General features: G+C 72.2%; 28 protein-coding genes. 18 read left to right on the top strand and 10 right to left on the bottom strand.

Annotation, left to right across the window (positions count from 1 at the left end; genetic code table 11):
- Position 1: 1 nt before the first annotated feature.
- From IF73_RS0117590 to IF73_RS0117545, 10 genes are all read right to left on the bottom strand, one after another.
- Positions 2-733, bottom strand: coding sequence for a glycosyltransferase family 2 protein (locus IF73_RS0117590; RefSeq protein ID WP_031008884.1), 732 nt, complete (start codon positions 731-733; stop codon positions 2-4).
- 37 nt (positions 734-770) lie between these two features.
- Positions 771-1,358: a hypothetical protein gene (locus IF73_RS0117585; protein ID WP_051716904.1), complete on the bottom strand. Its 588-nt coding sequence runs from the start codon at positions 1,356-1,358 to the stop codon at positions 771-773.
- A 19-nt stretch (positions 1,359-1,377) separates the two neighbouring features.
- The gene (locus IF73_RS0117580; RefSeq protein ID WP_158822025.1) at positions 1,378-1,677 is read right to left on the bottom strand and encodes a hypothetical protein; all 300 of its coding nucleotides are present in this window, start codon (positions 1,675-1,677) and stop codon (positions 1,378-1,380) included.
- A gap of 248 nt (positions 1,678-1,925) precedes the next feature.
- Entirely contained in the window at positions 1,926-3,416 is a 1,491-nt protein-coding gene (locus IF73_RS0117575; protein ID WP_031008878.1) for an ATP-binding protein, read from the bottom strand.
- A gap of 22 nt (positions 3,417-3,438) precedes the next feature.
- The gene (locus IF73_RS0117570; protein ID WP_031008877.1) at positions 3,439-3,873 is read right to left on the bottom strand and encodes a DUF6238 family protein; all 435 of its coding nucleotides are present in this window, start codon (positions 3,871-3,873) and stop codon (positions 3,439-3,441) included.
- A gap of 45 nt (positions 3,874-3,918) precedes the next feature.
- Positions 3,919-5,370 (bottom strand): SCO6880 family protein, encoded by a 1,452-nt coding sequence (locus tag IF73_RS0117565; protein WP_107049273.1) that lies wholly within the window; start codon positions 5,368-5,370, stop codon positions 3,919-3,921.
- Between the two features lie 80 nt (positions 5,371-5,450).
- Positions 5,451-6,779: an SCO6881 family protein gene (locus IF73_RS0117560; RefSeq protein WP_031008872.1), complete on the bottom strand. Its 1,329-nt coding sequence runs from the start codon at positions 6,777-6,779 to the stop codon at positions 5,451-5,453.
- A gap of 38 nt (positions 6,780-6,817) precedes the next feature.
- Complete coding sequence (locus tag IF73_RS0117555; protein WP_031008870.1) at positions 6,818-7,498, bottom strand: hypothetical protein; 681 nt, start codon at positions 7,496-7,498, stop codon at positions 6,818-6,820.
- Positions 7,498-7,782, bottom strand: a complete 285-nt coding sequence (locus IF73_RS0117550) for a DUF6112 family protein (protein WP_031008868.1) — start codon at positions 7,780-7,782, stop codon at positions 7,498-7,500. The genes IF73_RS0117555 and IF73_RS0117550 overlap by 1 nt, the downstream gene beginning before the upstream one ends.
- Before the next feature lie 192 nt (positions 7,783-7,974).
- The gene (locus IF73_RS0117545; RefSeq protein WP_031008865.1) at positions 7,975-9,084 is read right to left on the bottom strand and encodes a C40 family peptidase; all 1,110 of its coding nucleotides are present in this window, start codon (positions 9,082-9,084) and stop codon (positions 7,975-7,977) included.
- 644 nt (positions 9,085-9,728) lie between these two features.
- Between IF73_RS0117545 and IF73_RS0117540 the strand changes: the two genes are divergently transcribed.
- The 18 genes from IF73_RS0117540 to IF73_RS0117455 form a co-directional block, all read left to right on the top strand.
- Complete coding sequence (locus IF73_RS0117540) at positions 9,729-10,484, top strand: DNA-methyltransferase (RefSeq protein WP_031008863.1); 756 nt, start codon at positions 9,729-9,731, stop codon at positions 10,482-10,484.
- A 284-nt stretch (positions 10,485-10,768) separates the two neighbouring features.
- A complete protein-coding gene (locus tag IF73_RS0117535) occupies positions 10,769-11,254 on the top strand; it encodes a DUF4913 domain-containing protein (RefSeq protein WP_324616088.1) in 486 nt (161 codons plus the stop codon).
- A complete protein-coding gene (locus IF73_RS0117530; RefSeq protein ID WP_031008859.1) occupies positions 11,251-11,760 on the top strand; it encodes a hypothetical protein in 510 nt (169 codons plus the stop codon). Before IF73_RS0117535 ends, IF73_RS0117530 begins: the two co-directional genes overlap by 4 nt.
- Complete coding sequence (locus tag IF73_RS0117525; protein ID WP_031008856.1) at positions 11,757-12,413, top strand: DUF3631 domain-containing protein; 657 nt, start codon at positions 11,757-11,759, stop codon at positions 12,411-12,413. The genes IF73_RS0117530 and IF73_RS0117525 overlap by 4 nt, the downstream gene beginning before the upstream one ends.
- A gap of 56 nt (positions 12,414-12,469) precedes the next feature.
- A complete protein-coding gene (locus IF73_RS0117520; RefSeq protein WP_051716898.1) occupies positions 12,470-13,090 on the top strand; it encodes a hypothetical protein in 621 nt (206 codons plus the stop codon).
- 120 nt (positions 13,091-13,210) lie between these two features.
- Positions 13,211-13,555, top strand: coding sequence for an SH3 domain-containing protein (locus tag IF73_RS0117515; protein ID WP_063833433.1), 345 nt, complete (start codon positions 13,211-13,213; stop codon positions 13,553-13,555).
- Positions 13,556-13,921: 366 nt separating this feature from the next.
- Complete coding sequence (locus tag IF73_RS0117510) at positions 13,922-14,356, top strand: hypothetical protein (protein ID WP_107049272.1); 435 nt, start codon at positions 13,922-13,924, stop codon at positions 14,354-14,356.
- A 411-nt stretch (positions 14,357-14,767) separates the two neighbouring features.
- Positions 14,768-15,205: a hypothetical protein gene (locus tag IF73_RS0117505; protein WP_037879512.1), complete on the top strand. Its 438-nt coding sequence runs from the start codon at positions 14,768-14,770 to the stop codon at positions 15,203-15,205.
- Positions 15,202-15,624 (top strand): hypothetical protein, encoded by a 423-nt coding sequence (locus IF73_RS0117500; protein WP_031008846.1) that lies wholly within the window; start codon positions 15,202-15,204, stop codon positions 15,622-15,624. The genes IF73_RS0117505 and IF73_RS0117500 overlap by 4 nt, the downstream gene beginning before the upstream one ends.
- Positions 15,625-16,044 (top strand): hypothetical protein, encoded by a 420-nt coding sequence (locus IF73_RS0117495; RefSeq protein ID WP_051716896.1) that lies wholly within the window; start codon positions 15,625-15,627, stop codon positions 16,042-16,044.
- Between the two features lie 43 nt (positions 16,045-16,087).
- The gene (locus IF73_RS0117490) at positions 16,088-16,990 is read left to right on the top strand and encodes a winged helix-turn-helix transcriptional regulator (protein ID WP_031008841.1); all 903 of its coding nucleotides are present in this window, start codon (positions 16,088-16,090) and stop codon (positions 16,988-16,990) included.
- A gap of 134 nt (positions 16,991-17,124) precedes the next feature.
- Entirely contained in the window at positions 17,125-17,403 is a 279-nt protein-coding gene (locus IF73_RS0117485; RefSeq protein ID WP_158822023.1) for a hypothetical protein, read from the top strand.
- Positions 17,404-17,432: 29 nt separating this feature from the next.
- Entirely contained in the window at positions 17,433-18,695 is a 1,263-nt protein-coding gene (locus IF73_RS0117480; RefSeq protein WP_031008836.1) for an MFS transporter, read from the top strand.
- Positions 18,696-18,724: 29 nt separating this feature from the next.
- Complete coding sequence (locus IF73_RS0117475; protein WP_051716894.1) at positions 18,725-19,927, top strand: hypothetical protein; 1,203 nt, start codon at positions 18,725-18,727, stop codon at positions 19,925-19,927.
- 49 nt (positions 19,928-19,976) lie between these two features.
- Positions 19,977-20,780, top strand: coding sequence for a DUF317 domain-containing protein (locus tag IF73_RS0117470; protein WP_051716892.1), 804 nt, complete (start codon positions 19,977-19,979; stop codon positions 20,778-20,780).
- A gap of 17 nt (positions 20,781-20,797) precedes the next feature.
- On the top strand, positions 20,798-21,274 hold the full coding sequence (locus IF73_RS0117465) for a hypothetical protein (RefSeq protein ID WP_031008830.1): 477 nt from the start codon (positions 20,798-20,800) through the stop codon (positions 21,272-21,274).
- Between the two features lie 59 nt (positions 21,275-21,333).
- A complete protein-coding gene (locus tag IF73_RS0117460) occupies positions 21,334-23,043 on the top strand; it encodes an MSCRAMM family protein (protein WP_031008828.1) in 1,710 nt (569 codons plus the stop codon).
- A gap of 241 nt (positions 23,044-23,284) precedes the next feature.
- A partial coding sequence (locus IF73_RS0117455) for a SpaA isopeptide-forming pilin-related protein (RefSeq protein WP_031008826.1) occupies positions 23,285-23,979 on the top strand: 695 nt, incomplete at its 3' end.

The raw sequence follows: 23,979 nt of genomic DNA, 5'->3' as shown, positions 1-23,979 counted from the left end.
TTCACGCTGCCCGGGCGGCGACGAAGGCGTTGCGCAGGGCGTGGCCGTAGGCGTGGGCGTGCTGTCGAGCGGCGAGCTCCAGGTCGTCGTACTGCTCGCCCTGTGTCATCTGCCCCTCGTGCTTGCGGTACTTGTAGACGGGCAGGGGCAGCAGGACGCCGGGGGCCAGGTTGGTGACGCCGACGGCGGTCATGTAGTCCTCGCCCTGGACGAGGCCGCCCATGCCGCCGGCCGCGCGTACGAGGCGGGTGCGGGCCAGGATCGTCGTGGGCCCGATCGGGATGGTGTCCTGCGGGAGCGGCCAGTACGTGACCACGTCGCCGGCGGCGTGGAAACCGGGCGGCGTGGGGCACTCCCACACGCGGGTGGTGCCGTCCGGCAGCCAGTCCGCGCTGTACCCGGCGACCCACCCGAGACGGTCGGTGACTGCAGCCAGCCGTACGCCCAGGCTCCAGTCGGGGAAGACGTCATCGTCGTCGGCCCAGTTCACGAACTCGGTGTTCACGAGGTTCAGGCCGAGGTTGCGGGCGCAGGCGGCGCCGACCGGACGGGGCAGGGCGAGAACCCGTACTCGCGGGTCGGCGGCGATCGAGGCAGGCACGTTTTCGGGCGGAGCGCCGTCGAGGACGAGCACAGCCTCCCACGGAACGGTCTGCCGGGTGAGGCTCGCGTGCATCTCCTCCAGGTAGGGCAGGCGGTCGGGGCGGAGCTGGGTGGCGATGACGACGGTGATCTGCGGGGTGGACAGGGATGGGCTCCTGGAGTCGGGGTCAGCGGGTGACGCGGGTCTTGGCCGGGGCCGGCAGGGGACTGACCGGCGGGACGGCCTTCAACGCGGGGCGGGCTGGCCGGACGGGTACGGGCTGGTCGCGGCCCCACAGCGACGGGGTGCCCTGGAAGCGTGCGAGCGGGGACGTGTCCCAGCTCACGATCGGGCCTCCGCGGTCGTCCCAGGTCAGGGCGATGACCTCGATGCCGTGGTCGTGCAGGACGTAGCCCCATTCGAGGCCGCCGGCGTTGGCCTGCGTGATGGTGATGGGCTCGGCCGGCTCGCCCGAGAGGGTGACGATGTCGTCGAGGGGGCGGCTGGGGAAGCGCTCCGCGTGCGGATCGATCTGGTTCAGCACGTGCTCGGGGGCGCCTTCCAGCAGGTCCATGCCGAGCCCCGACCAATCGTGCGGGGCGTCGATGAGGTGGCGGCGAAGGGCTTCGAGGTCTCCGGCGAAGCGGTACTGCAGAGCACCGAGCAGCAGGGGGAGCTGGTTCTCGGGGTAGCCGTCGAAGTGGCAGTAACGGCCGGCGTACCGGCTTCCGGTCGAGGGGTCGGTGGGGCGAGCGATGAAGGAACGGGTCGACAAGTTCAGCCTCCGGAAGGGGTTAGCGGCTGGGCTTAGGGCCGGAGGACGGCGCCTCGGGCGGGGCAGGAGGGAGGCCCGGCGCGGGCTTCGGCCCCGGTCGTGTAGGAGCGGGGTCGTACGTCGCCCGGAGCGCGGCGAGGTCGGCTGCCTCGGCGTCCCAGAGCGTGGACACGAGGCGGTTGGCCGCCTCCATCACCTTCCGGGACGGGGAGTCGGCTTCCGACTTCCCATACCGGCCGTTCCAGTCGGCGATGTCCGACAGGACCTGGCCCATCGACTCCAGCACGGGCCTGCAGACTTCTATCAGGTGTCTGGTCACCGCACTGACCTCGGCGATTGTCCGGGCCTCGTTGAGTGCGGCGCGATACGCGGCGGTGTCGAGAGGGGCAGGCGAGCCAGTCGGCAGAGAACGCTCGGCGAGGTACCCCTCGGCGTCACGACGAGCCCATCGCAGGAGGTCGTCCTCCGTCGCCATGCCGAAGTGCGCGGCGATGATCTGTTCGGTGCTACGACCGATGTTGTCGTAGTGCTCGTAATCGGGGTGCAGGGGAACTCCAGGAGGAGGGGTCAATGCATACGGGAATCGGTGTCGAACAGGTCCAACTCGGCTGCGTGCAGCTGATGTTGGACGACGAAGCTGCGTCCGGCGACCTTCCATAGGCCGCGGCCCCGGCTGAGGTGGGACAGGGCTCCGGCTTCTACGGAGGTCAGGCCGAGGAGGCTGGAGGCGGCGGCGAGCTGGTCGGTCTCCTGGCGGTAGATCACGCGCGTGCTGCAGTCGGCGAGCAGGCCCTCGGCCAGGGCGCGGCTCTGGCTGCCGGCGTCGCCGGCGGAGAGCAGGTCGGACAGGCGGTGGATCACCATCAGGTTCGCGATGCCCAGGCCGCGGGAGAGCTTCCACTGGCCCTGCATGCGCATGAGGAGGGCAGGGTGCCGCAGCACGCGCCACGCCTCGTCGTAGACCACCCAGCGCCGTCCGCCGCCGGGGTCGGTGAGGGCGGCTTCCATCCACGCGGAGGCGCAGGTCATGGCGAGGACGAGCGCGGTGTCGTCGCTGCCGCCGAGGCGGGAGAGGTCGACGGTGAGCATCGGCCGGTAGGGGTCGAAGACCGTGGTCGACGGGGCGTCGAACATGCCCGCCAGGTCGCCGAAGACCAGGCGGCGCATGGCGTGGGCGAGGTCGCGGGCGGCGTCGCCGAGGCGTCCGGAGAGCAGGCCGCCGGCCAGTTCGAGGCCGGGGCCGTCGGCCAGGGCATGGGCGATGTCGCCGAGGAGAGGCTCGCGGCCGGTGGCGGCGGCCCGGGCGACGGCGCTGTCGAGCGCGATGTCGAGGGCCGTGTGCTCCATGGGCAGCAGATCGCGGCCCAGGACGGTGCGGGCCAGGGAAGCAAGCAGGAGCAGACGGCGAGTGCGGACCTCTCCCGCCCATTCCGACTCCGGGATGGTTGAGGGCCGGGGCGCGGCGTCGAGGGGGTTGAGGCGGCCGGGCAGGCCCGGGCCGAGCGCGATGGACTCGCCGCCCAAGGCCCGGGCGACGTCCGACCATTCACCCTTGGGGTCGCACGGGACGTAGACGCGATAGCCGAAGGCGATGCTGCGCAGGGCCAGGCTCTTGGCCAGGGCGGACTTGCCCTGACCGATCACCCCGGCGAGCAGCACGTTGGGGTTGGTGAAGCCCTCGACGCGCCCGTACAGGGAGAACGGGTCGAAGGTGAAGCTGCCTTCGGCGTGGAGGTCCTTGCCGATGTAGATGCCGTCGGCGCCCAGGCCGCCTTCGGCGAGGAAGGGGTAGGCGGCGCTGGCGACGGCGGTGGTCATGCGGTGGGCGGGGAGCTTGAGGCGGTTGCCGCGGGCGGAGGCGGGACCGGGACGTCCGGTGGGTGGGTAGAACGGCGAGGGGAAGGCTGCTTCCCCGAACTGCTGGTCGGGTCCGGTGCCGGCGGCGGTGCGGGCCCGGGCTTCTGCGCGGGCGGTCTGCTTGCGCAGAGCCCGGCGCTGGGCGCGGTCGATGCCATGCGGGGTGAACAGGGGAGTGGCGCTGGCGCGGCGGTGGGACAAGGGACGCTTCCAGTAGGACGGTTCAGGACGCGAGGTCGGCGGCGGTGGTCTTGCGCCGGATCGCGTGGACGGCGGCGAGGTGCCGCTGGCAGATGGTGAGGAAGGGCGGTCCCTCGGGAAGCCGGTTGGGCTGGCACTTCTCGTCCTCCGTGGCTGCGGGGACCAGGTGGAAGGCCGCGTGGACGGAGTCGGCGGCCTGCCACACGCGGGCGTGGGCCGTGGCCAGGTGACGTCCGGCTGCCGGGCGCTCGGGGCGGGTCTGCTCGGCGGCCTGGTCGATGAGGCGGTGCAGGGCGGTGAGGTGGGCGTGGAGCGCGTCAAGTTGGGGCCGGTCGCTGGGCTGGGCCTGGCCGGTCGCGCTCTGGGCGCGGGTGTGGTGGCGCAGCCCGGCGGTGGCGGCCCGCAGGTAGGGGTACGCGTCACCGTCGAAGGCGTCGCGGCGGTCATCAGGGGACATGGGCTTCTCGCGGGGAAGGAGGACGCCGTCGGGCGGCAGGGCGGGCTACAGGGTGCTGCGGGCGAGCGGGAGGGCCGCGGTGATGAAGGCGTCGGCCTGCTGGTAGATCAGGCGCCGCAGGTCGACCTGGGCGTCGGCGGCGGCCGTCTCGATCTGGGTGCAGGCGGCGTCGAGGTCCTGGTCGGTGTCGGCGGAGACGGTGAGCAGTCCGGTGAGGGCGACGTCGGCGTGACCGGAGATGAGCTGCTTCTCGCGGGTCTTCACGTCGGCGTACTCGACGCTGTCGGCTTCGGAGTCGACCTGGCCGCGACGCTGGCGCTCGGAGGCGTCCGCGATGATCGCGGCCTTGCGGCGCTGGACGTCCCGCAGAGCGGAGTCGATGCCCTGGGGCGCGTAGATGAGGGAGAAGGCGCGGCGGACGCCGGCGCTGAACATCAGGCTGTGCAGGAAGCCCGGGCTCGTCTCGGTGCGTGGCCAGTTCTCGATCCAGAAGGTGGCGTGTCGGGCGCTGTCGGTGACCAGCCGGTCGGCCTCCTCGACCTGGGCGACGGGTCCGGCGGCGGCAGGGTCGGCCTCGGCCTGGCCGGTCTCGGACCACCGCTGCAGGTGCGCGGTGGACGCCGGGTCGTACGCGGTGCGCAGCACGGCGGCGATCTCCTGGGGCCCCAGCCATCCGGAGACGGTCAGGCCCGCGTTGCGGGCGGCCTGGGCGACCGAGGAGGTGGTCTGTTCCATGACGGTGAAGGCGCCGGCGAGGCCGCCGCCGGCCTGGCTGATCAGGCGTTTGGCGGCCTTCAGGTCCAGGGCGATGGCGAGGTACGCCTCGTGCGGGGCGGCGGCAGGTCCGGCCGAAGCGAGGAGTTCGGTGTAGATCTGGCCGGCGATCGGGGCATGGGGGTTGCCGTGCTCGGTCCAGTGCCGGGTGAGGCTGTCGCCGGAGTTCGGCACGGTCCGCTCCAGGACCTGCACGGTCGAGATGCGTCCGGTGCGGGCGATGCCGGCAAGGGCCCGGCCCCACGCGGATACGTTGGCGGTCTGGGTGGCCGGGTCGAGCAGCGCGAAGGCCCGGGAGCTGACGCGGGCGACGGCGGTCAGGGTCTGGTTGTGGGGGTCGTGGACGGCGGCGGCCCCGGAGCCGGCGGTGGCGACGCGCAGGGATGCGGCGGTGCCGGGCAGGTGCAGCAGCCCCTCCACTCGGGGCCGGGAGACGGGGCGGACGCGCCACAGGGTCTGGCCGGTGCGGCGTCGATGGGCGAAGCGTCCGGCGAGCGGCGCCCAGTCGATCAGGGAGCGGCCGTCGCGCCGTACGCCGACCAGGACGGCGGTGGTGAGCCACAGCGGAGCCAGGACGACGGCGCCGAGCAGGCCCGCGGTCACCACGGTGGCCAGCAGCACGGCGAGGGTCGAGGAGACCAGGACGAGCTGGGGGAGGGTCAGGCCGAGGAGGATGCCGCGGCGCGACCGGGTAGGGAATTTGACGGTGAAAACGGAGGACACGATCGCTTCCGGGAGGGAGGAGCCGGGGGCAGGGCGGGGAGGGGCCCCTGCCCCCGGCGGCGGGTGTACGGGAGGGGCGGCTACGGGCCCGGCGGGCCGGCGGGTGCGGAGTCGCTGCTCGCGGCTCCGTGAGCGGGCGCCATCGCGGCCGAACTGCTGCCGAGCTCACCGCTCTGCTGTCCCGCGGAAGTCGCTTCGCTGCCGGCCCAGTTACCGCTCCAGCTCGGAGGGGTGCCCTCCTGGCCGTCGGGCGTTCCGCCGCCCTGGGACTGCGGCGAGATCGTCTGCTGGAGCAGGTCCTGCAGACGGCTCTCCGAGTCGCCCTTGGAGCCTTCGCTCTGCATGCCGGTGCTGGTCGCGGGGTTGGCGGCGATGTCGCCGGGGAACCCGCCACCGCCAGCCTGGGCACTTCCTGCCGCGCCGGCTCCGGCGGCGGCGCCGCCCGTGCCGGCGGTCGCCGCTGCCGCTGCCGCCTTACGGCCGGCGTTCTCGGCGTGCTGGCGGGCCACCGAAGCTCCCGCGCCACCGGCGCGGTGGATGGACTCGCCGTCGGTGCCCTCGGACGCCCAGTGGACGAACTTGAAGACCATGTACGGGCACAGCAGCACGAGCAGCATGATCACCATGCCTGCCGCGACGTCCGCCAGGGCGGCGAGGCCGTCCTTGCTGTCGGCTTCGCCGAGCGCGGAGATGCCGAGGACGAAGACGATCGTCATCAGGAGCTTGGAGACGACGAGGGTGGCGGTGGCTTCGATCCAGCCGCGGCGCCACCGGCGGGCGACCTCCCAGCCGCCGCCCGCTCCCGCGAACACGGCCAAGGTGACGAGGATCAGGATGCCGACCTTCCGGACCATCATCACGCACCAGAACAGGAACGCTCCTGCGGCTGAGGCGAGCGCGGCGATGACCGCGACGAGCCAGCCCAGTCCGGCGACGGCACCGATGGCCGAGACCTTCACGATCCGGCGCACGGCGGAGGCGATGTCCGTGCCGGCCGCCGCGAACAGTCCGGCGGACAGCGCGTCGACGACTTCGATGGCCACGGTGGTGAAGGTGATCGCACAGAATGCGAAGAGAATGCCGCTCGCTGTTCCGGTGAGGGCCTGGACGAGGGCTTGGCCGTCTCGCTTGACGGCGGCTCTGACGAGCTGGGCGCAGAAGGTGGCGACCAGCACGATGAGGCCGATGGGCAAGATCGTCTCGTAGTTGTCGCGGAACCAGCTCGCGCCGAGGTCGATGGCGGTGGTGCGGTCGATGGCCTTGGCAGCCAGGTCGGCCGCCGCGGCGGCGAGGTCACCGGCGCTCTGCACCATCCAGTTCCCGATCGCGCCGACGGGATCGGAGGCGAACTCGATCGCGTCGCCGATGTCGCAGATCGAACCGGCGACGGGCAGGTCACAGAAGCCCACGTCGGGCGTCCTTTCGGGTCAGGAGATGCAGGAGAGAGTTACGGGGCGACGCGCGGGGCGACGGCGACCAGGCGGCAGTCCGCGCTGGGCCGGCACTGGACGGCCAGGGTGATCTGGCGGTCCTCGGCTCCCGACCCGCCCCCGGTCCAGGCCAGCTGGGTCTTGCCGCGCACGGTGACGGCGTAGATGTACGCCTCGGTGATCGCGGCGGGATCGTCGGCGATGGCCTGCTTGAAGGCACTGGGGAAGTGCGCCTCGGAGACGGCTGCGGTGGCGTGCTGGCCGTTGTCCTTCAGCCGCGACCACAGCACCGGGTCGGGGATCTGGGCCTGCACGGAGTCCCAGTCCGCGTATGCGGATTCGGACGTCATCCAGGACTTCATCCCGGCGAGCTGCTCGGCGTGGCTGGTGGTCCGGGCGTCGAAGGACCACAGCATCGTCGCTGCTGCCCGGGCGAAGACGAGCGGGTCAGAGACCGGAGGCGGCCCAGCTACCGGCGCTGCCGATTCGCCGTCCGGAGGAGGAGCCGAACCGGCGGCGCCGGCAGGGGGCGAGGTCGTGGCGTGCGGCTGTGGCGAGGCGTCGGCCGTCTTGCTGCTGCCGGTCCACCAGGCGACCACGCCGGCCACGAGCAGCAGCATGATCAGCGCGCCGGCGGCGATGACGACCCGTCGTGATGGCCTCCAGCCGACACGGGGGGAGAGGGAACGTTTCCCCATTACTGGACCTGGGACCCGAGGGCGGAGAAGAAGGCCACGATTCCGTTGGCGGCGCCGAGACCGAGGGCGGCGCCGGCGGCGACCACGGCGCCCTTCTTGCCGTTGGCCTCGGCCTGGTGGCCGCCGGTGTGGTGACCCCAGGCCCACACGCCGAGGCTGACGGCGAGCGCGCCGACCACGGCCACGATGCCGAACAAATTGATGCTGTTCACGACGGTGCGCAGGACTTCGAGGCCCGGCAGGCCGCCACCTTTCGGGGAAACGCCGGGGTCGAAGGCGAGCAGGAGATGGTCGTACGGGAGGGCGGTGAGGGTGGCGGGGGAGATGGTGGTGCGCTCCTTGTGCGGGCAGGGCTCAGCGGCCCGTGCCGGGGAACGGGAGAAGAGGAAGAGAAGGAGGGGGGAGAAGCGCCCGGCGGCGCGAAGTTGGCCCGGCCCGCCCGGCGCCTCGAAAGGGCGTGCCGGGCGGGGCCGGTGTCAGAGGACCCGGCGCGCGCTGTGGGCGGCGTAGTCCGCGAGGGTGCTGAACCGGACGTTGCGGCCGGTGCGCGGGGCCTCGATGACGAGCCCGTGGCCCGCGTACAGACCGACGTGCTCAGGGGCGGCCTTGGTCCCGCGGCTGAACAGCAGATCGCCCGGGCGGAGCTGGGTGAGAGAGACGGCTCGCCCTTCGTGCGCCTGGGTCTGGGAGACCCGGGTGAGAGCGATGCCGGCTTCCTTGTACGACTGCTGGGTCAGGGAGCTGCAGTCGCAGCGCTTAAGGGGGTCTTGGCCGTGCGCGTCCGTGCAGGACCCGCCCCACTGATAGGGCGTACCGAGCTGGTGCATGGCCCAGTCGAGAGCGGTCTTCGCGCGAGGATCGGCGTCCGCGGGGATCGTGTATCCCTTCGGGACCGTGCCTTCGGGGATCGGACCGGTGGCGGCACCGCCGGTCTGCGGCTCGCACGAGTCGGCCGGCTGCTGGGCCGGTGTTCCGCCTGCGGAACCGTCGGGCGCGTGGAGTGCGGTCACCAGTGCCTGCTGCAGGGCGCGGGCGAGGGGCTCCCACTGGGCGTAGGCGTCCGGGAAGCCGGAGCGCTGTACGGCCTGCGCGGCCTGGGTGATGGTCATCTGCTGCCAGCCGGAGACCTTCAGCAGGCCCTCGTAGAACTTCTTGCTGGCGTAGGCGGGGTCGCGGATCTGCGCGGGAGTTCCCCATCCCTGGCTCGGGCGCTGCTGGAACAGGCCGAGCGAGTCACGGTCGCCGTACGACAGGTTGCGCAGGCGGGACTCCTGGATCGCGGTGGCCAGCGCGACGACCTGGCCGCGTTCGGGGACGCCGAGGTCGATGCCGGTGGCGACGATGGTGCGGGCGTGGGGAATCTGTTCGTCGGGCAGTTCGAGGCCCTCGACACGTGAGCCCTTGGCGCCGGAACCAGCGAGGACGGCGGCGACCTGCTGCTGTACAGCGGCGGTGTCGACCGGGGCGGTGGTGCAGGACGGCACTGTCACGGCCGATGATCCGCCGGCGGCGGCGACAACGGCCGTGCCGGCGAGGAGAAGAGGGGGAAGGCAGAGCGCGCCGATCGCGGCGGCGATGCCCTTCACTCGCGAGCGGTCTCCGGACGGCGCTCAGCGAAGCGGTCGCGTGGGGAGGGGAAGGGGCGGGACAGGGACACGGCGAGTCCTTCGGGGCGGGCTCCGGCCGTACGGTGTGCGAGAGGAAGGGCCGTGCGGCCGGAGCGGTGGTGCGAGAGCGGGCTGGCCGGGGCGCGTGTTGGCTCACGCACCCCGTCAGGCGGGGGTGTTACGGACGGAACATCAGCAGGACCTCCATGGAGCGGGGAGGGAAGACGAGGAGTTCGGGTGGGGTCAGCAGGGGCGGTACATGGCGGCCTCCGTATCAGGTCAGTGGTGGTGGGAGGGAAGGGCGAACAGGGCGGCGCGGAGCGCGTACGGGGTTACGGACGGAACACAAAAGCCTCCTGGGCAGGAGTGGGGAGAGGGAGGGGGTGCCATCAGCGGTGTCCGCCGGGCAGTGACAAGACAGTAAACCCGGATCCCCGGTCGCCGAAATCGCCAGCCGGAATCGGAGCGCTTTTCCTGGCTCTTCGGTGGTGATGCTTCTCAACCGGGGATCGTGCCCTAGAGTTTCGGCCTCCCCCTTTGCGCCCGGGTGAACTCGGCTTCTGCCGCCGGGCCTGCCATCAGGGGACCCTCCTTCCGTTTCTCCTCCGAATTGGGGCACCCTCATGTCTTTTTCCCTGCACCACGGTGACGCGCTGAGCGTCCTGTCGACCCTGCCCGACGGCTGCGCCGACTCCGTCATCACCGACCCGCCGTACAACAGCGGTGGCCGGACCGCGCAGGAGCGCACGAGCCGTTCGGCCCGGCAGAAGTACGTCTCCGCGGACGCCAAGCACGTCCTGCCCGATTTCACGGGCGAGAACATGGACCAGCGCAGTTACACGCTCTGGCTGACGCAGATCATGACCGAGGCGCACCGGGCCACGAAGACCGGCGGGACGGCGCTGCTGTTCACCGACTGGCGTCAGCTCCCGGCGACCACGGATGCCCTCCAGGCCGCCGGCTGGCTGTGGCTGGGCGTCCTGACCTGGCACAAGCCGCAGGCCAGGCCCCAGAAGGGCAAGTTCCGGCAGGACTGCGAGTTCATCGTCTGGGGAGCGAAGGGCCGGGTCAACGCCTCCGCGAACCCCGTCTACCTGCCCGGCCTGTACAGCGCCTCGCAGCCCTCGGGCAAGGACCGCAAGCACATCACCCAGAAGCCCGTCTCGGTGATGCGCGAGCTGGTCAAGATCGCCCCGCCCGGCGGCACGGTCCTGGACTTCTGCGCCGGCTCCGGCTCCACCGGCGTGGCCGCTCTGCTCGAAGGACGGCAGTTCATCGGCATCGAGAAGACCGAGGAGTACGCGTCCGTCGCCACCGAGCGCCTGTCGGAGACCCTGCGGGAGACCGCGTCCCAGGAGGACTTCGTCCTCGGCGCCTGAGCTGAAGGGCGCAATATAGCGGCCGATCCCCGGTTTCCGAAACCGGGGATTCTCCGGACCATCGGAGCCACTGAGTCACCGGCTCCGGCTGCAAGGAGATCCTTTTCGTGTCCGAATTCACCGAGTCCCCCGACGGCGGGGAATTGGAGCCCGTCCGTGTTCCGGAGCCGGACCTCGAATCGATCGAGGTGTCCGTCCGGAAACTCCTCGATCGCTCGGCCGAACAAGCGCGGGTCATCGACCGTCTCGCAGCCGCCCCGCCGGCCGATCCACGGTCGGCGGGCATGCCATTCGCCGGCTTCCCCGGCATACCGGCCTTCACCCCGCCACCGGACCCCAAGCCGATCCTGGAGCTGGAAGGCAACGAGTTCGAGGACGAGCTGGCCGTGTTGAGCGACTGGGTCGACGACGTCCTGATGGACGTCTACGGCGCCGAGATCACCACCGCCGCTCCCTGGTGCCCCGAGTGGCAGGAGCACCTCGACGTCGTGGCGTGGCTGCACGCCTTGTGGATGGCCTACCAGCAGCACAAGGAGCCGGACGCCGGCGCGTCCGGGATGTTCGTCTGGCACCGCGACTTCCTCACCCACGCCATGGCCCACGTCCGCTCGGCCGGCGGGCCGCTCAGCGCCTGCCAGACGGACCCGGAGCGTCCCGAGCACCGGCTCCTCCGTGGTCCCGGCCCGTCGACCAGGACCCTCGCCCGCGATGCCCGATCGCGGCAGGAGAACGGTGACGCGCCCTCGACCGAAGCCGGCCCCGCGTCATGACGGCCGAGCCCCGCCCTGCCTACGGGCTGTCGTTCAACCCCGGCGCCCTCACGGACCTGCGTGCCCTGCCGCAGGACATCCGGGACCGGGCACTCGACCTGATCGAGGGCGTCGTCCGGGCCCGGATCACCGGTCCTGAACTCGCCTACGAGCTGCGCGAGTACCGCAAGCTCTACCTCGGCGCCGGCGCCGAGTGGCGGATCGTCTACCGCCTGCAGAAGGCCCCGCCCAGCTCTCAGCACACCGTCGAGGCGCACATCGTCGCCGTCCGGCCCCGCGCCCGGCACGAGGTGTACGACATCGTCCGCGCCCGCGTGAACCGGCCGCGCCCACCCGCGGGCCCTCGTGTCCACGCGGCCCGCACCATCCCGCCTCAGCTGCAGAGCAACGCTCCGCAGCCCGGGACCAGGGCCGCCACGACTGCTTCGCCGGCGCCGCCGTGGCGACCGGCGGACCTGTTCACCTCGCCCACGCACCACAACGACCCCAAAGGGCCTCAGCGTTGACCACCCGAAGCCCGTTCCTCCGCCTCCTTGGCGCCCTCCTGGACGACGACCTCACGGACGCCCGCACGCCCGAGCCGAACCCGCACCACCAGGCCCTCCTGGACGCGAAGGCACGCCAGGACGACCTCGAACGTGAACTGCTCGACATCGTCAACGGGCCGAGGCCGGTCACCGGCGCTGAGGTCGACGACGAGATCGAGGACATCGCGGCCATCCTCAAGGATCTGATCGCAGCAGGGCGGGAGGTGGATCGCCTGCTGGGCGACGACGCCTGCTCGGCACCGGCCGTCCCGGTCGAGACCGACCGGTGCGGGGCCGTCCCTCAGATAGACCCGTGCTGCTTCCCTCGTCGTCCTCTCGGCGAGGAGTGCATCGCGGCTGCCTGTCTGGCCGTCTTCTCCGCGTACGGCTCCCCGGACGCCCTGGCCTCTGCTGACCTCGTCGACGGACTTCGGACTTTGCCGGGTGTGGCCGAGGGCCGCTGGCCGTACGCGTCCCTCACGCAGGCCAGACTGGCCACGCTGCTTCGCCCGTATGAGGTCTCCAGCCGCGACATCACCCTCCCGGACGGCCGACGCCGCAAGTCGTACCGGCGCACGGCCCTCCTCGCCGTCCTCTGCTCGGATTGCGCGGGCTTCTGGCAGACCCGGTGACAGCTGCGCCCCGCACTACGGCCCCGACAGCCCTGGACGGGCCGATCGAGCAGGCCGTGGGAGACCTGGCCGGCCTGCATCACGATCACCACGCCGGGCTGCTCTCGGAGGACCGCGCCGCCCTGGCGTCCGCGCACCGCGACCTCGGGGTCGCCGAGACCGCGGTCGCCTACCACCGCAACGTGCTGATGCAGCTGTCTTCTGGCGCGCACGTCGTCGACGACGCCCTGCTCGACCGGATGCGGCGGACCCTACGGGACCTCGCTCAGGCCGTTGACGACCGGGACGAGAGGCAACTCCGTGCCGCTGCTGCCCTGGAGAGGGTCCGAGCCTCCGCCCCGCCTACGCCCGCGATCAGCGCCGAACTCACCGCGCACGACCTGGCCGCCCTGCTCTCGCTCGCCGCCGGCGGAACTGTCCGCGAGCACCTGCACACCCACCGGGTCTCCGTGCGGACGACCCAGGGCCGTCTTGTGGACTACATGGCCTTCCAGCGCCTCGAACACCACGGCCTCGTCGCCAGAGACGCCTCCCGCGATCTGATCGTCGGCCAGCCCGTCACCCTCACCGACGCCGGCCGCTCCACCCTCGTCGGCTCCCGCCACCCCGCGCCGCAGAAGTCTGCCGTGCCCGGCCGCCCCGCCGGCGCCTGGCCGGTTCCGGCGCGCAGCCGCTGAATCACCGCCCGCCGCCCAACGGCGGACGGCCCCGAGGCCACCAGCCTTGCCGCGGGCGGACGCTCTGCCCGCCCAGCAGCCCCGCCTTCCCTCATCCCAGAACCCTCAAGGAGTTCCTCCGTGCGTTTCACCCGTGCCGCCCTGTGCGCCGTCGCCCTCGCCACCGCCGCTGTCCCGGCCGCAGCCTCCGCGGCCGCCGCCGCGACCACCACAGCCCCTGCGGCCACTCCGCTCGTCCGCGCCTGCGACCTCCCCGGTCCGTGGACCATCGGCACCAGCGCCGTCAAGATCCGCAAGAGCCCCACGACCAGCTCCACCGCCGTGGGCGTCCTCTACAAGGGCCACCGCTTCACCGTCCACTCCTCCCGGAGCGGCTGGCACTACATCACCGACCTCACCACCGGCGTGAAGGGCTGGGTCTCCGGCACCTACGTCTACCGCGACGTCCGCATGTGCCTCGACTGATCCCGCAGCCGGGCGCTGCCCGACCTTCCGGACACCCCCGTCCGGCACCTGCGTGACTCGTCGCACCGCGTCGTGTCCCTGCCCCTGCAGCGGGGACACGACGGCGCCGCGACCACCCTCCCTTCGACCGAGAGCCCCCATCGCACGTGACCGACGACAGCCCCGACTACGAACTCGACGGCTTCGAGCCCGCCGCTCCCTGCCACGAGGACCTCCCGCACGTGGACCGACGCCTACCTCGTCCTGTACGACGAGGGCGCTACCTGGGGTATCCCCGGGGCACCGCAGCTCAGAGCGGTACACGTCGCCCGGGACCTGAAAGCCCGCACCTTCACGATCGACAGCACAGAGTTCCCGCTGATCGCGATGGCCGAATCGTGGCTGATCGCGCGAGGCTGCCCGGCCGCCGTGGTCGGCCCCGACCGCTACCAGCCGGCCGACGCCGTCACGCACGCCCTGGAAACCCGCATCCGCCGCGACGGCGACCACTTCGCCCTGCTCGCCAGCTATACCGACGACGAGCGCGACGCACCCGAGACCGTGGTGATGCTGCGCTCCCTCAGCTCGGAGGCCGGACCGGAGTTCAGGATCCTGCGGGAGTGCGTCGACATGAGCACCGGCACACACACCCTGCGCGAGGGCGGCTTCGCCACCTACGACCAGGCCATCCAGTGGTGGGAAGCGTGGAGCGACGGAGACGCCCCACCGCTCAAGCCGCCCGCCCCCACCGTCCGGGGCACCGCGCCGACGGTCGCGCCCGTCACCCCGGCACCGACAACGGCCAGACCACCAGGACGCTGACCTGGCCGGGCCTACGCCACCGAGGCCGCCGCTCTCGGACAGGTTCGGCCAGCATCAAAAGTGCGCAATATAGCGGCGGATCCCCGGTTTCCGAAACCGGGGATTCTCCGGACCCTTGCCTACTACAGCGGCCCTTTCGCGGGGCTGCATTTCCCTGTTTCCCCTGGTCCGGAGCCTCCGCCGTGTGCTACTCGCCCGCTTTCATCGAAGCCACCGTCCTTCCGAGCCGCCCCCTCGCGTTCCGGTCTCATCCGCCCCGGCTGGCCGGCCGGACGGCCCCGTCCGGCGGAGGACGTCACGTCGCCCCAGCCGCAAGTGCCCCCGGCTCAGCCGACGCCGGGCACAACCGCCGCGACGACCGTGACCGCCCCTGACCTTCCCCGCCTTTCATCCCCTCCTGGAGCACCTTCCGTGTCCGAGACCCCCGACTTCCTCGACGGCGAGATCGTCGCCGTGCTGGCCGGCCGCATCGAAACCCGATTCGGGACGCCGCTCGACGAACTGATCCGGTCCGCGAACCAGGCGTCCGCCACGGCCGGACTCACCAGCGTCATCCACGCTTACGGCCTGCTCACCCAGGCGCAGTCGGCGCTGGAGGAAGCCGAGGACGCGCTTGTCGCCGCCCTGGAGACGGCCACGGGCGAGGTCCTGGACGACCCGGTGATGGGCCTGGCCCACCAGGTGAACCGGGCTGTCGAAGCGCGGGACCTGTACGCCCAGTGGGTGAGCGCGCTGGTGGAGGTCCCGGCCGGACCACAGCGCGCGCGAACCAGTCCGGCGCCCCGGCTGACCACCACGCTCCCTGTGGCCGCCCCGGCTCGGCCCGCGCAGATCGGAATCGCACGATGAGCGTCGCCGACAAGAAGAGCAGCCGTGACGAGGCGCTGGAGCGGGCCTTCGGCGCTCCGCTCGCCGACCTCTACGCGCAGGTCGTTCGGTCGGGGGCGTCCCCCGCACTCACCAGGGCCCTTGAGGTGCGGGCGATGCTCGCCCTGTCCGAGGAGCAGGTCGTCCGCGTCCGCGACCGCGTCCACGCGAGCATGGCCCCCGCCGGAAACCTGGACGAGCTCTCGGCGGAGACCCTCCAGACCGACGTGTACTGGCTCGACGCCGCGCTCGACGGCCGGCGCGGATACATCCGAACGCTGGACGCACTTCTGGCCGCGATGCCGCCGCCGACCACCCGCCTCACCCCCCTGACCAGCACTCTGCCTCCCGCGCAGCCCGCCTCCTCGGCACAGATCCGGCCGGCAGCACGGGGACGCTGAGTGCCCGATCCGTACGCCGCCTCCCGGGCGGCGGGGGACCGGATCGCAGCTCTCTACGGCCGACCGGTCACCGAACTCGCGGTCGGGGCCGAACCGGGCACCATGCGGTACGCCTTGCTCAACGCCTTCGACGCCCTGCAGCACGCCGACCACGGCGTCGTCTTCTACGCCGAGCAGCTGCATCGCCTGACCGCTCCCGGGCGCACCTTCGAGGCCACAGACGCTGGGCACATCATCGACGCCGCCCGCCGCCTGGCTCACGCCGTCACCGCCCGAGACGCACACCACCAGGTCCTCGGCGACGTCCTGCAGAGCCTCCACCGCGTACCCGAGCCAGCGCCGGTCACCCCACCAGCCCTCCCCGAGACCGCCGTCGACCTGCCGCCGGCCGTCGTCTCTCCCGCCGCCCGCGCGCGGTAACCCGCTTCCCACCCCGTTCCTCTTCTTCCGCTGGAGTTCCGTCGTGGCCGCTGCCCGAGCCCTTTCCCCCGACCTGCGTCGCGTCGCCGAGACGCTGGAGATGATCGCGCCGCGCTGGAGCGTCTGGATGCTCATGACCCTCGCCTCCGAGCCGAAGGGCCTGCGCTACACCGAGATCCAGTCCCGCCTCCCCTGGCTCATCGCCAGTCAGATCACCCCGCGCCTGCGCGCGCTGTGCGAGACCGGGCTGCTGGAGCGCACCGAGGTGACCCACCGGCACGTCACCTACGGCCTCACCGACCGCGGCCGTGCACTCCTTCCGACGCTGCACGCCCTGGCGGAGTACGGCGATCAGCACCTCGACAAGGAGCTCGTCGAGACGACGATCATCATGGAGGGCAAGCCGCAGGTGATGCAGCTGCCCGAGCGGATCCCGGCCGCCCAGAACGCCGAGGACGCCCTTGCCCTGATCTCCTACCGGCACGCCACCCCCCTGCTGTGGGCCCTCAAGGAACGCGGGCCGTCCAGCATCGTGTCCCTGCGCAAGACGCTGCTCCCCGGCTACAGCCCCAGCGCGGTGTACCCGCCCGTGCACCGGCTCATCGACGACCGTCTCGTCTCCGTCCGCCAGCCCGTCTGGCCCACCGGGGCCGAGGACGAGGGGATGGAGCTGAGTCTCACCGACGCCGCCCACGCCCTGGCCCCCGTCTACCGTGCCGCCTCCGTTTGGGCGAGCGGCCGGCCCCACAAGGACGCGGCCAGCCACCCGCTGTGGGGCGCCCCCCGCCTCCCGGCCGCCGCGCGGACGGGGCAGTGGGCAGCCCATCAGGCCCGGCAGAGCACGCGTCCTGCTCTGCCGGTTGCCCAGCCACCCGCTCCTGCCCCGGCGAAGACCTGGCGGCCGGCCGACCTGTTCTCCTCCCCGACGACCGGCCCCTGCCGGTGACCCGGCCGCCCCGGCCGGCGCCCCGGCTCGGCGAAGCCACCGTCCGCTCCCTGCTCGGCGGGATGCCCGTCCGGGATCCCGCCAGCGGCCAGGCGGCTGCCCTCCTTAGCCGCCTCATCCGCGAGGAGGCCGACGTGCTCGATGGCATCGCCGAGCAGCTCCACCAGCAGGCCGAGTACGCCATTGATCAGCTCAGCCGCGTCGCCGACGGCCGCGACCAGTACCGCCACCGTTCCACCGACGGCGTCCTGCAGCTCACCGGCCCGCAGATCGACATGCTCCTCGCCCGCCGCGGCGACGCCGTACGCCACCTGACCGGCCTGTGCCACGCCTTCAAGGCACTCTCCCAGGCCACCGCCGCTCCCGCCCCTGCGGTGAGACGCGCCCCGGCCCGCCGCCCCAACGGGCTCTGAAACTAGGCACCTTCCACCGGAAACGTCCCATGTCCCGCACCCATTCCACCTCCCGGCCGCCCGCCGGCCGCCACGCCCGCATCCCGGTCTTCGGCCCCGTGCGCGGCGTCTACGTCCCGCGCACCGCGGATGCCGGCGCGTTCGCGATGAGCACCTACGGCATCCCCCTCCTGGTCCTCGCGGTCACCGACTCCGCCACCCTGACGGGCCTGGCCTTTGTTCTCGAATGGCTCCCCAGGCTCTCGGCCTTCGCGCTCGCGGGTGCCGCAGTCGACAGGGTCGGCAGCACTCGTGTGCTGCGCACCGCCTCGGTGCTGCGGGCCGTGGTCGTCCTGGCCGCCGCCGGCGCCCTGCCCGCGATGGGCGATGGCCTGGGCGCCATCGTCACCGTCATGGTGCTCGCCGCCGCGACGGGCGTCCTCAGCGAGTTCGCGTACATCGCGGCCGAGACCGCCGGCGGCGCCGCGAGCCGGGACGCGGGCGAACACGCACACCGGGTTCAGGCCGTCCTGCTCGGGATCGACCAGTGCGCCACGCTCGCCGGTCCGGCCCTGGCCGGCGTCCTGCTGCAGTACGTCGGCGCGACCGGCATGCTCCTGACGATCGCCGCCTGCTCCCTGCTCGGCGCCGCGCTCGCCCCGCGCCAGCGCCCCATTTGGCCGCAGGAGGCTCCCGCCCCGGTCGTCCAAGGCATCAAGACCGGCTGGAAGACGCTCCGGTCGCTGCCCGCCCTGGGGTGGCTGTGCGTCGGCCTGCTCCTCTCCAACTGCGCGATCGGCCTGGTCCAGGCCGCCGGCCCCGTACTGGTCATCCAGCAGCTCGGCGGTACCAGCAGCCAGGTCGGCCTGGTCTGGTCAGCCGCCGCCGTCGCCTCCCTGGCCATGGTCGCCCTCGCCCGCCTCGCCATCGACCGCGTCGGCCTGTGGCCGGTCGGCGCCGCAGCCGCCGCCCTCGCCTCCGCCACCTGCCTCGCCCTCGCCACCGCCCACACCTACACCGTCTTCCTGGTCCTCGTGGCCCTCCTCATGGCTGGCGAGGCAGGCATGACCGTCGTCCTGCGCACCCTGCGCGCCCGCCTGGTCCCCGCCGAGGTCTTCGGCGCCACCCTCTCCCTGATCATCCTGCTGCTCCTGGCCCCCTTCCCGATCGCTGGAGCCCTGGTCGCCCTCACCCCGCCCGACCTGCTGGGCCACGCCATCACCGCCTGCGCCGTCCTGCAGGCCCTCGGCCTCGCCGTCTCCTTCGCCAAGCTCCGCAGCCACCCCGCCGCCCGGCGCCCCGCGACCGCGTGACACCGACCCGTACAAGGAACCGCCCCGCCATGACCCAGCCGACCGACGACACCCGGCACGAGCAGCGTCTGCGCCTGCACGAGCTCGCCTCCCTCGACAACCGATCCTTCGCCCTCTATATAGAGGAGCGGTTCGACCAGCTGGTCACGGCCGCGATCGCCGACGCCGACGGCCGGCTCCGCCCCGAACAGCACGAGGCCCTCCACACCCCCGGACGCCTCCTCCAGCTGCACGACGCCCTCACCTTCGCCCAGGGTGACCTCCAGGTCGCCGCCGAGCGGATGACCTACCACGGCGACGCCCGCGCAGCCCGGACCGCCCGCCTCCTGCGACGCGTCCGCACCGCCCTGCACGAGGTCACCCGGAAGACCACCGCCGTGCGGCGCGAGGAGGGACGACAGCGGGAAGCCGAGGCCACGCCGCCCTCCACCGACGTCATCATCATGGCCCGAAACTGGCTCGTGGACGCCCTTCCCGACCACTTCAACCGGCTGCTGACCAGGACATTCGCCGAGGCTGGATTTCCCCTCCGCCCCGCCGCTGCCGACGTCTTCGGCACGGTCGAGGAAGGATGGGACGACGGTCTTCTCCCCGAGCCGTGCACCCAGCAGGTGGACGATCTGCTCGCCAAGGGCGCCGTCGCCTTCCGCGGCCTGGTCGCCGACGACGTCCGGGCCCAGAACGCCCGCACCACGGCCCTGCGCCACCCGCTCCTCCAGCGGCGCTGGGCCCAGGCTCTGGATGAACTCGCCGAGCTGACCATCCCCGTGGCCCGGGCTTCCAGCTCCTCGGTCCTCGGTCCGCTGCCCGCCGGCGTCTACGACCTGCCGGAGACCGACGCGTACAAGGTCTTCAACAGCCGCCGCTTCCTCACCGCCGTCTGGCAGCGCCAAGCCGAACGCAAGCACCTCCTCCGCCACTACGCCGCCACCGTCACCGAACGCCGCCGCTCGTCCCCGGAACACGACCTGCGCCGCCGGGCCGTCGAGGCGGCCATCGACCGCCTCGTCAACCAGCAGCCGGTCGCCGCCTCTCGCCTCGTCACCGGCCTGCTCCCGCACACCACCGGCGACGGCCTGATCGAACTCCCGCCCGGCGAACGCGCCAGCCTCAAACGCCGACTCGTCGCCGAGGCCCGCGCCGCCGCCGTGCCGACGCGGACACCGGACACGGCGCCGCCCGCGCCCGCGCCTGCCCCGCTTCCAGCCCCAGCCGCACCCACCATGCGCTGATCACCCCCTCCTCACCCACCCGGAGCTACCCCTGCCTGCCCTCCAGCCCGTGGACGGAGACGTCTACGTCACCCCCCGATACCTGGCCGGATCCTCCGGCCACGGCGACGCCGGCTTCGCGCCCGTCTCCCACTGGCCCCACCACCACCTCGACGACGGCCCCCACCAGCTCGTCGTCACCAGCCCGGACCACCGCATCCGGATCGGCTGGGCCGGAGACGACTACGACCTGTGGACCATCAGCGCCGCACCCGACGCGATGTCCTCACCGCAGTGGACGGCCACCGCCAACCAGAACACGCCCCCCGAACTGGTCGGCGCCCTGACCAACGCGCTCGCGCACGACTGGGCGGAAGACAGCGACCGCTTCCTCCACGCCGCCGGCCTCCGGTCCGACGCCGTCGCGCCACTGATCGCGGCCGGCTGGACACTCAGCGGCCCGGACCGCGGACGGCTGCACGTCACCGCCCCTGACGGGCAGGCCGGGGCGAGCATCGACATCGTCGACCGGTACCCCGACGAGGCGATCACGCTGTGGGCCGGACCCCCTGGGTGGGGCACGCGCGCCGGGATCGCCTTCAGCTCCCGGACGCCCTCCCACTTGATCGCCGCCACTGCGAAGGCGTTCACCGACCCGGCACCTCTGCCCCGCTGGCGAGACACCCTTCATCCGCGTCTGGCCGCCCACGCCACCCTCACTCCGGTCGAACCGCCCCGGGCACCGGTCCCCACGCCGCGCGACATCCGATCCCGGATCGCTGCCCGCCGCCCGGTCCCCGTCGGCAGCGTCCCGCGCTGGAGCACGGCCACCCCCTCGGCGCTTCTGCCCGCCCGTCCCGCTGCCCGCCGCTGACCACCAGGAGTCCGCACTTGTCCCTGTTCGCCGAGCAGTTCTTCGACGACCACCTCACCCTCCCGTATCCGGAGGCGGCCGTCGTCGGAGACACCTACTACGCCAGACCCGCCCCCGACCTGCCTCTCCGACTGCGAATCAGCTTCACCGACACCCGCATGCACCAGCGCTACGACGGCCTGCGCCTCGAAGTCGTTCACCTAGAACGCGGGTTGATCGACGCCCAGTGGCTGAGCTTCGCCGACCACGACGCCTTCGTCGCCCGGGACAAACGACTGGGCACCAGGCCCGGGGAAGGGAGCTACGGCACCTTCACCGACTGGGGCCACGCCGACGCTCCGCCCTGGCAAGGCATCGGCACCTCCGGCCTCCGCAAGGCGATCGACCGCTACGTCCAGATCTGGTTCCCCGGCGCCCTGCGGATCCGTACGGAAACGAAGCCCTCTGCGGCCCTCCCCGGGCGGGCCGTCGCCCCGCTCTCACACAGCCGGTAGCCCCACCTCGCCGGTTCTCTCCCCACCGACGCCCACTCCGACAGGACTTCACCATCTCCATGCGTCTTTGCTCCGCCCGATCTGTACACCTGGCCGTCGCGGTCGCCGCCTGCACAGCGGGCACTGTCCTGGCCACCCCGGCTCTGGCGGTGCCTTCGGCCGGCGAAATCCTTGGCCCGGGCTACACCATCCCGGACTCCGAAGGGAACGCCGGCTCCAGCCACATCGGTGCCTACGGCCCGCCGGGACCGGCCGTTCACGGCGACGCCGAGACCTACTGCGCCGACCCCGAGCGCAAGGGCCCTGCCGACGCAGGCGGTTACGGCGCCCCGCGGCCGGTGACGTCCTGGACGTCGTCGGTGACCGGCAAGGCCGTGCCGAAGGAGCGTCTCGCCCAGGCTGCGTACGTGATCGGGTGGTACGGGCAGACCCGCGACAACGCGCGGGCGGCAGCCGTCGACGCCGTGGTGTACGAGTACCTGGCCGGCGGCACGTACGCCCTCGACGGCACTCGCGGCAAGCAGCGCCTGGCCTACCCGGTCGTGTCCCCGACTGCCCGCACCCTCGCCCAGGGCTACATCACCGAGGCCAAGCGGCTCGCCGGCCCCTACACCCTCACGATCACCCCCTCGGTGACGACCACCACCGCCGGGACGAAGGTCACCATCGCCGTAAAGGTCACCACGAGCGCGGGCACCCCCGTGCCCAAGGTGACCGTCGCGCTGGCCGAGTCCGGCTCCGGCACCGCCACAGGGAAGGTCACCACGAGCGCGAGCGGCACCGCCCAGTGGGAGTTCACCGCGAAGACCGCGGGCACCGCCAGCGTCACCGCGAAGACCGACGGCCTGCCCGCCACCGACCTGCAGGTCCTCACCCCGAAGAACCCCGCCGCTCAGCGCATGCTCCTCGCCGGCGGCACCACGAGCGCGGAGGACTCGGCCACCGTCACCGTGGACGAGGCGACCGGCGGCGTCACCATCCGGAAGAAGGACCCCGAGGGCAGCCGCCTGGTCGGCGCCGCCTTCGAGCTCCTGGACAAGGACCGGAAGAAGGTCGCCGCGGGCAAGACCGACGAGCACGGTGTCCTCGCCTTCGACCAGCTCCGGGCCGGCACCTACCGCCTGCGCGAGACCTCCTCCGGCAGCCCCGTCCACGACCTCGTGCCCGAGCAGACCATCACCATCACCGCCGGACGCACCGCCCAGGCCAACCCGATCGACCTGATCGACCCGTTCAAGAAGGCCGACCTGTCGGTGAAGAAGATCGACAAGAACACCGGCCGGGCGCTCGCGGGCGCGGTCATCGCCATCCGGGCCGATGAGACGGACAAGACCGGCAAGCACATCCCCGGCAAGGTCGTCACCACGCTGACCACCGGCACGAACGGCACCGCCGAGGCCGACCTCGACGTCACCCTCAAGACCGGCACCCGCTACTGGGCCGCCGAGACCAAGGCCCCCGACGGCTACCAGCTCGACACCACCCCCGTCGCCTTCACTGCTAAGCCCGGCGCCGACGTCACGGTCACCCTCGCCGACCAGCCCGTCCCGACCACCCCGCCCCCGGCTCCGCCGACCACTCCGCCAGCCCCGCCCACGACGCCCCCGGTCGCGCCGACCACGCCCTCGGCTCCCCCGTCCGGCTCCCTCGCCCACACCGGCGCGGACACCACACCGTGGCTGATCGCCGGCGCGACCGCTCTGCTCGCCAGCGGCTCGGGCCTCTACCTGTTCAGCCGCCGCCGGCGCACGAGCGACACGGCCAGCTGACCAGGAGCCTCGGGTTCCGCCCCACCGGTCCCGAACCCGACAACCCGCAGCGTGTAGATGGACAGGCAGCACGCCCTTGTCCTAGCCGCCACCTGACGGCACGCGGCCACTTCTCCTTCGGACGAGCCCGCCTCCCGCACGCCCCGCCCCGGCACCCGTCCCAATGCCGGCTACCCGCTCTCGCTGACTTCCGCCCTCAAGGCGTTCCGCCCACCACCTGACCGAGGAGAACTCCTTCTTCATGCGTGCCCCCCGCCGTGCGGCCACCGTCGCCGTGACCACCCTGGCAACCAGCTCTCTGATCTGGGCCCCGACCGCCTTCGCCAGCGCCCCCGAGATCCCGCCGGGCGCCGTCGAGATCACCAAGAAGGACCCGGACGGCACCCTGCTAGCCGGCGCCGCGTTCGCCCTGCTCGACACCCTCAACGGCACCAAGGCCCTGACCGGCAAGACAAACGCCGACGGCAAGCTGCTCTTCGAGGACGTCCACCCCGGCACCTACCGCCTCAAGGAGACATCGACCGGCAGCCCCCTCCACGACCTGGCCCCCGACCAGGAGGTCATCGTCACCCCCGAGCACACCGCGAAGATCACGATCATCGACACCTTCAAGCCCGCCGAGCTGCTCGTGAAGAAGACCGACAGGAAGACCGGCAAGCCCCTGGCCGGCGCCGTCATCAACATCACCCCCGCCACCGGCACCGGCAAGACGATCACCCTGACCACCGGCAAGGACGGCACCGCCACCACCCCGCTCCCCGTCTCCTCCCGCACGGGCACCGCCTACACCGGCACCGAGACCAAGGCGCCCACCGGCTACGAACTCGACGCCACCCCCGTCAAGATCACTGCCAAGCCCGCCGCGAAGACCACCGTCACCTTCACCAATACCAAGAAGGACAAGCCCACCCCGCCGCCCATCACGCCCCCCACGAC

This window comes from Streptomyces sp. NRRL F-5727 (assembly GCF_000719555.1).
In the GTDB taxonomy this organism is placed as follows: Bacteria; Actinomycetota; Actinomycetes; order Streptomycetales; family Streptomycetaceae; genus Streptomyces.
This window is presented reverse-complemented; position numbering and strand designations above follow the sequence as displayed.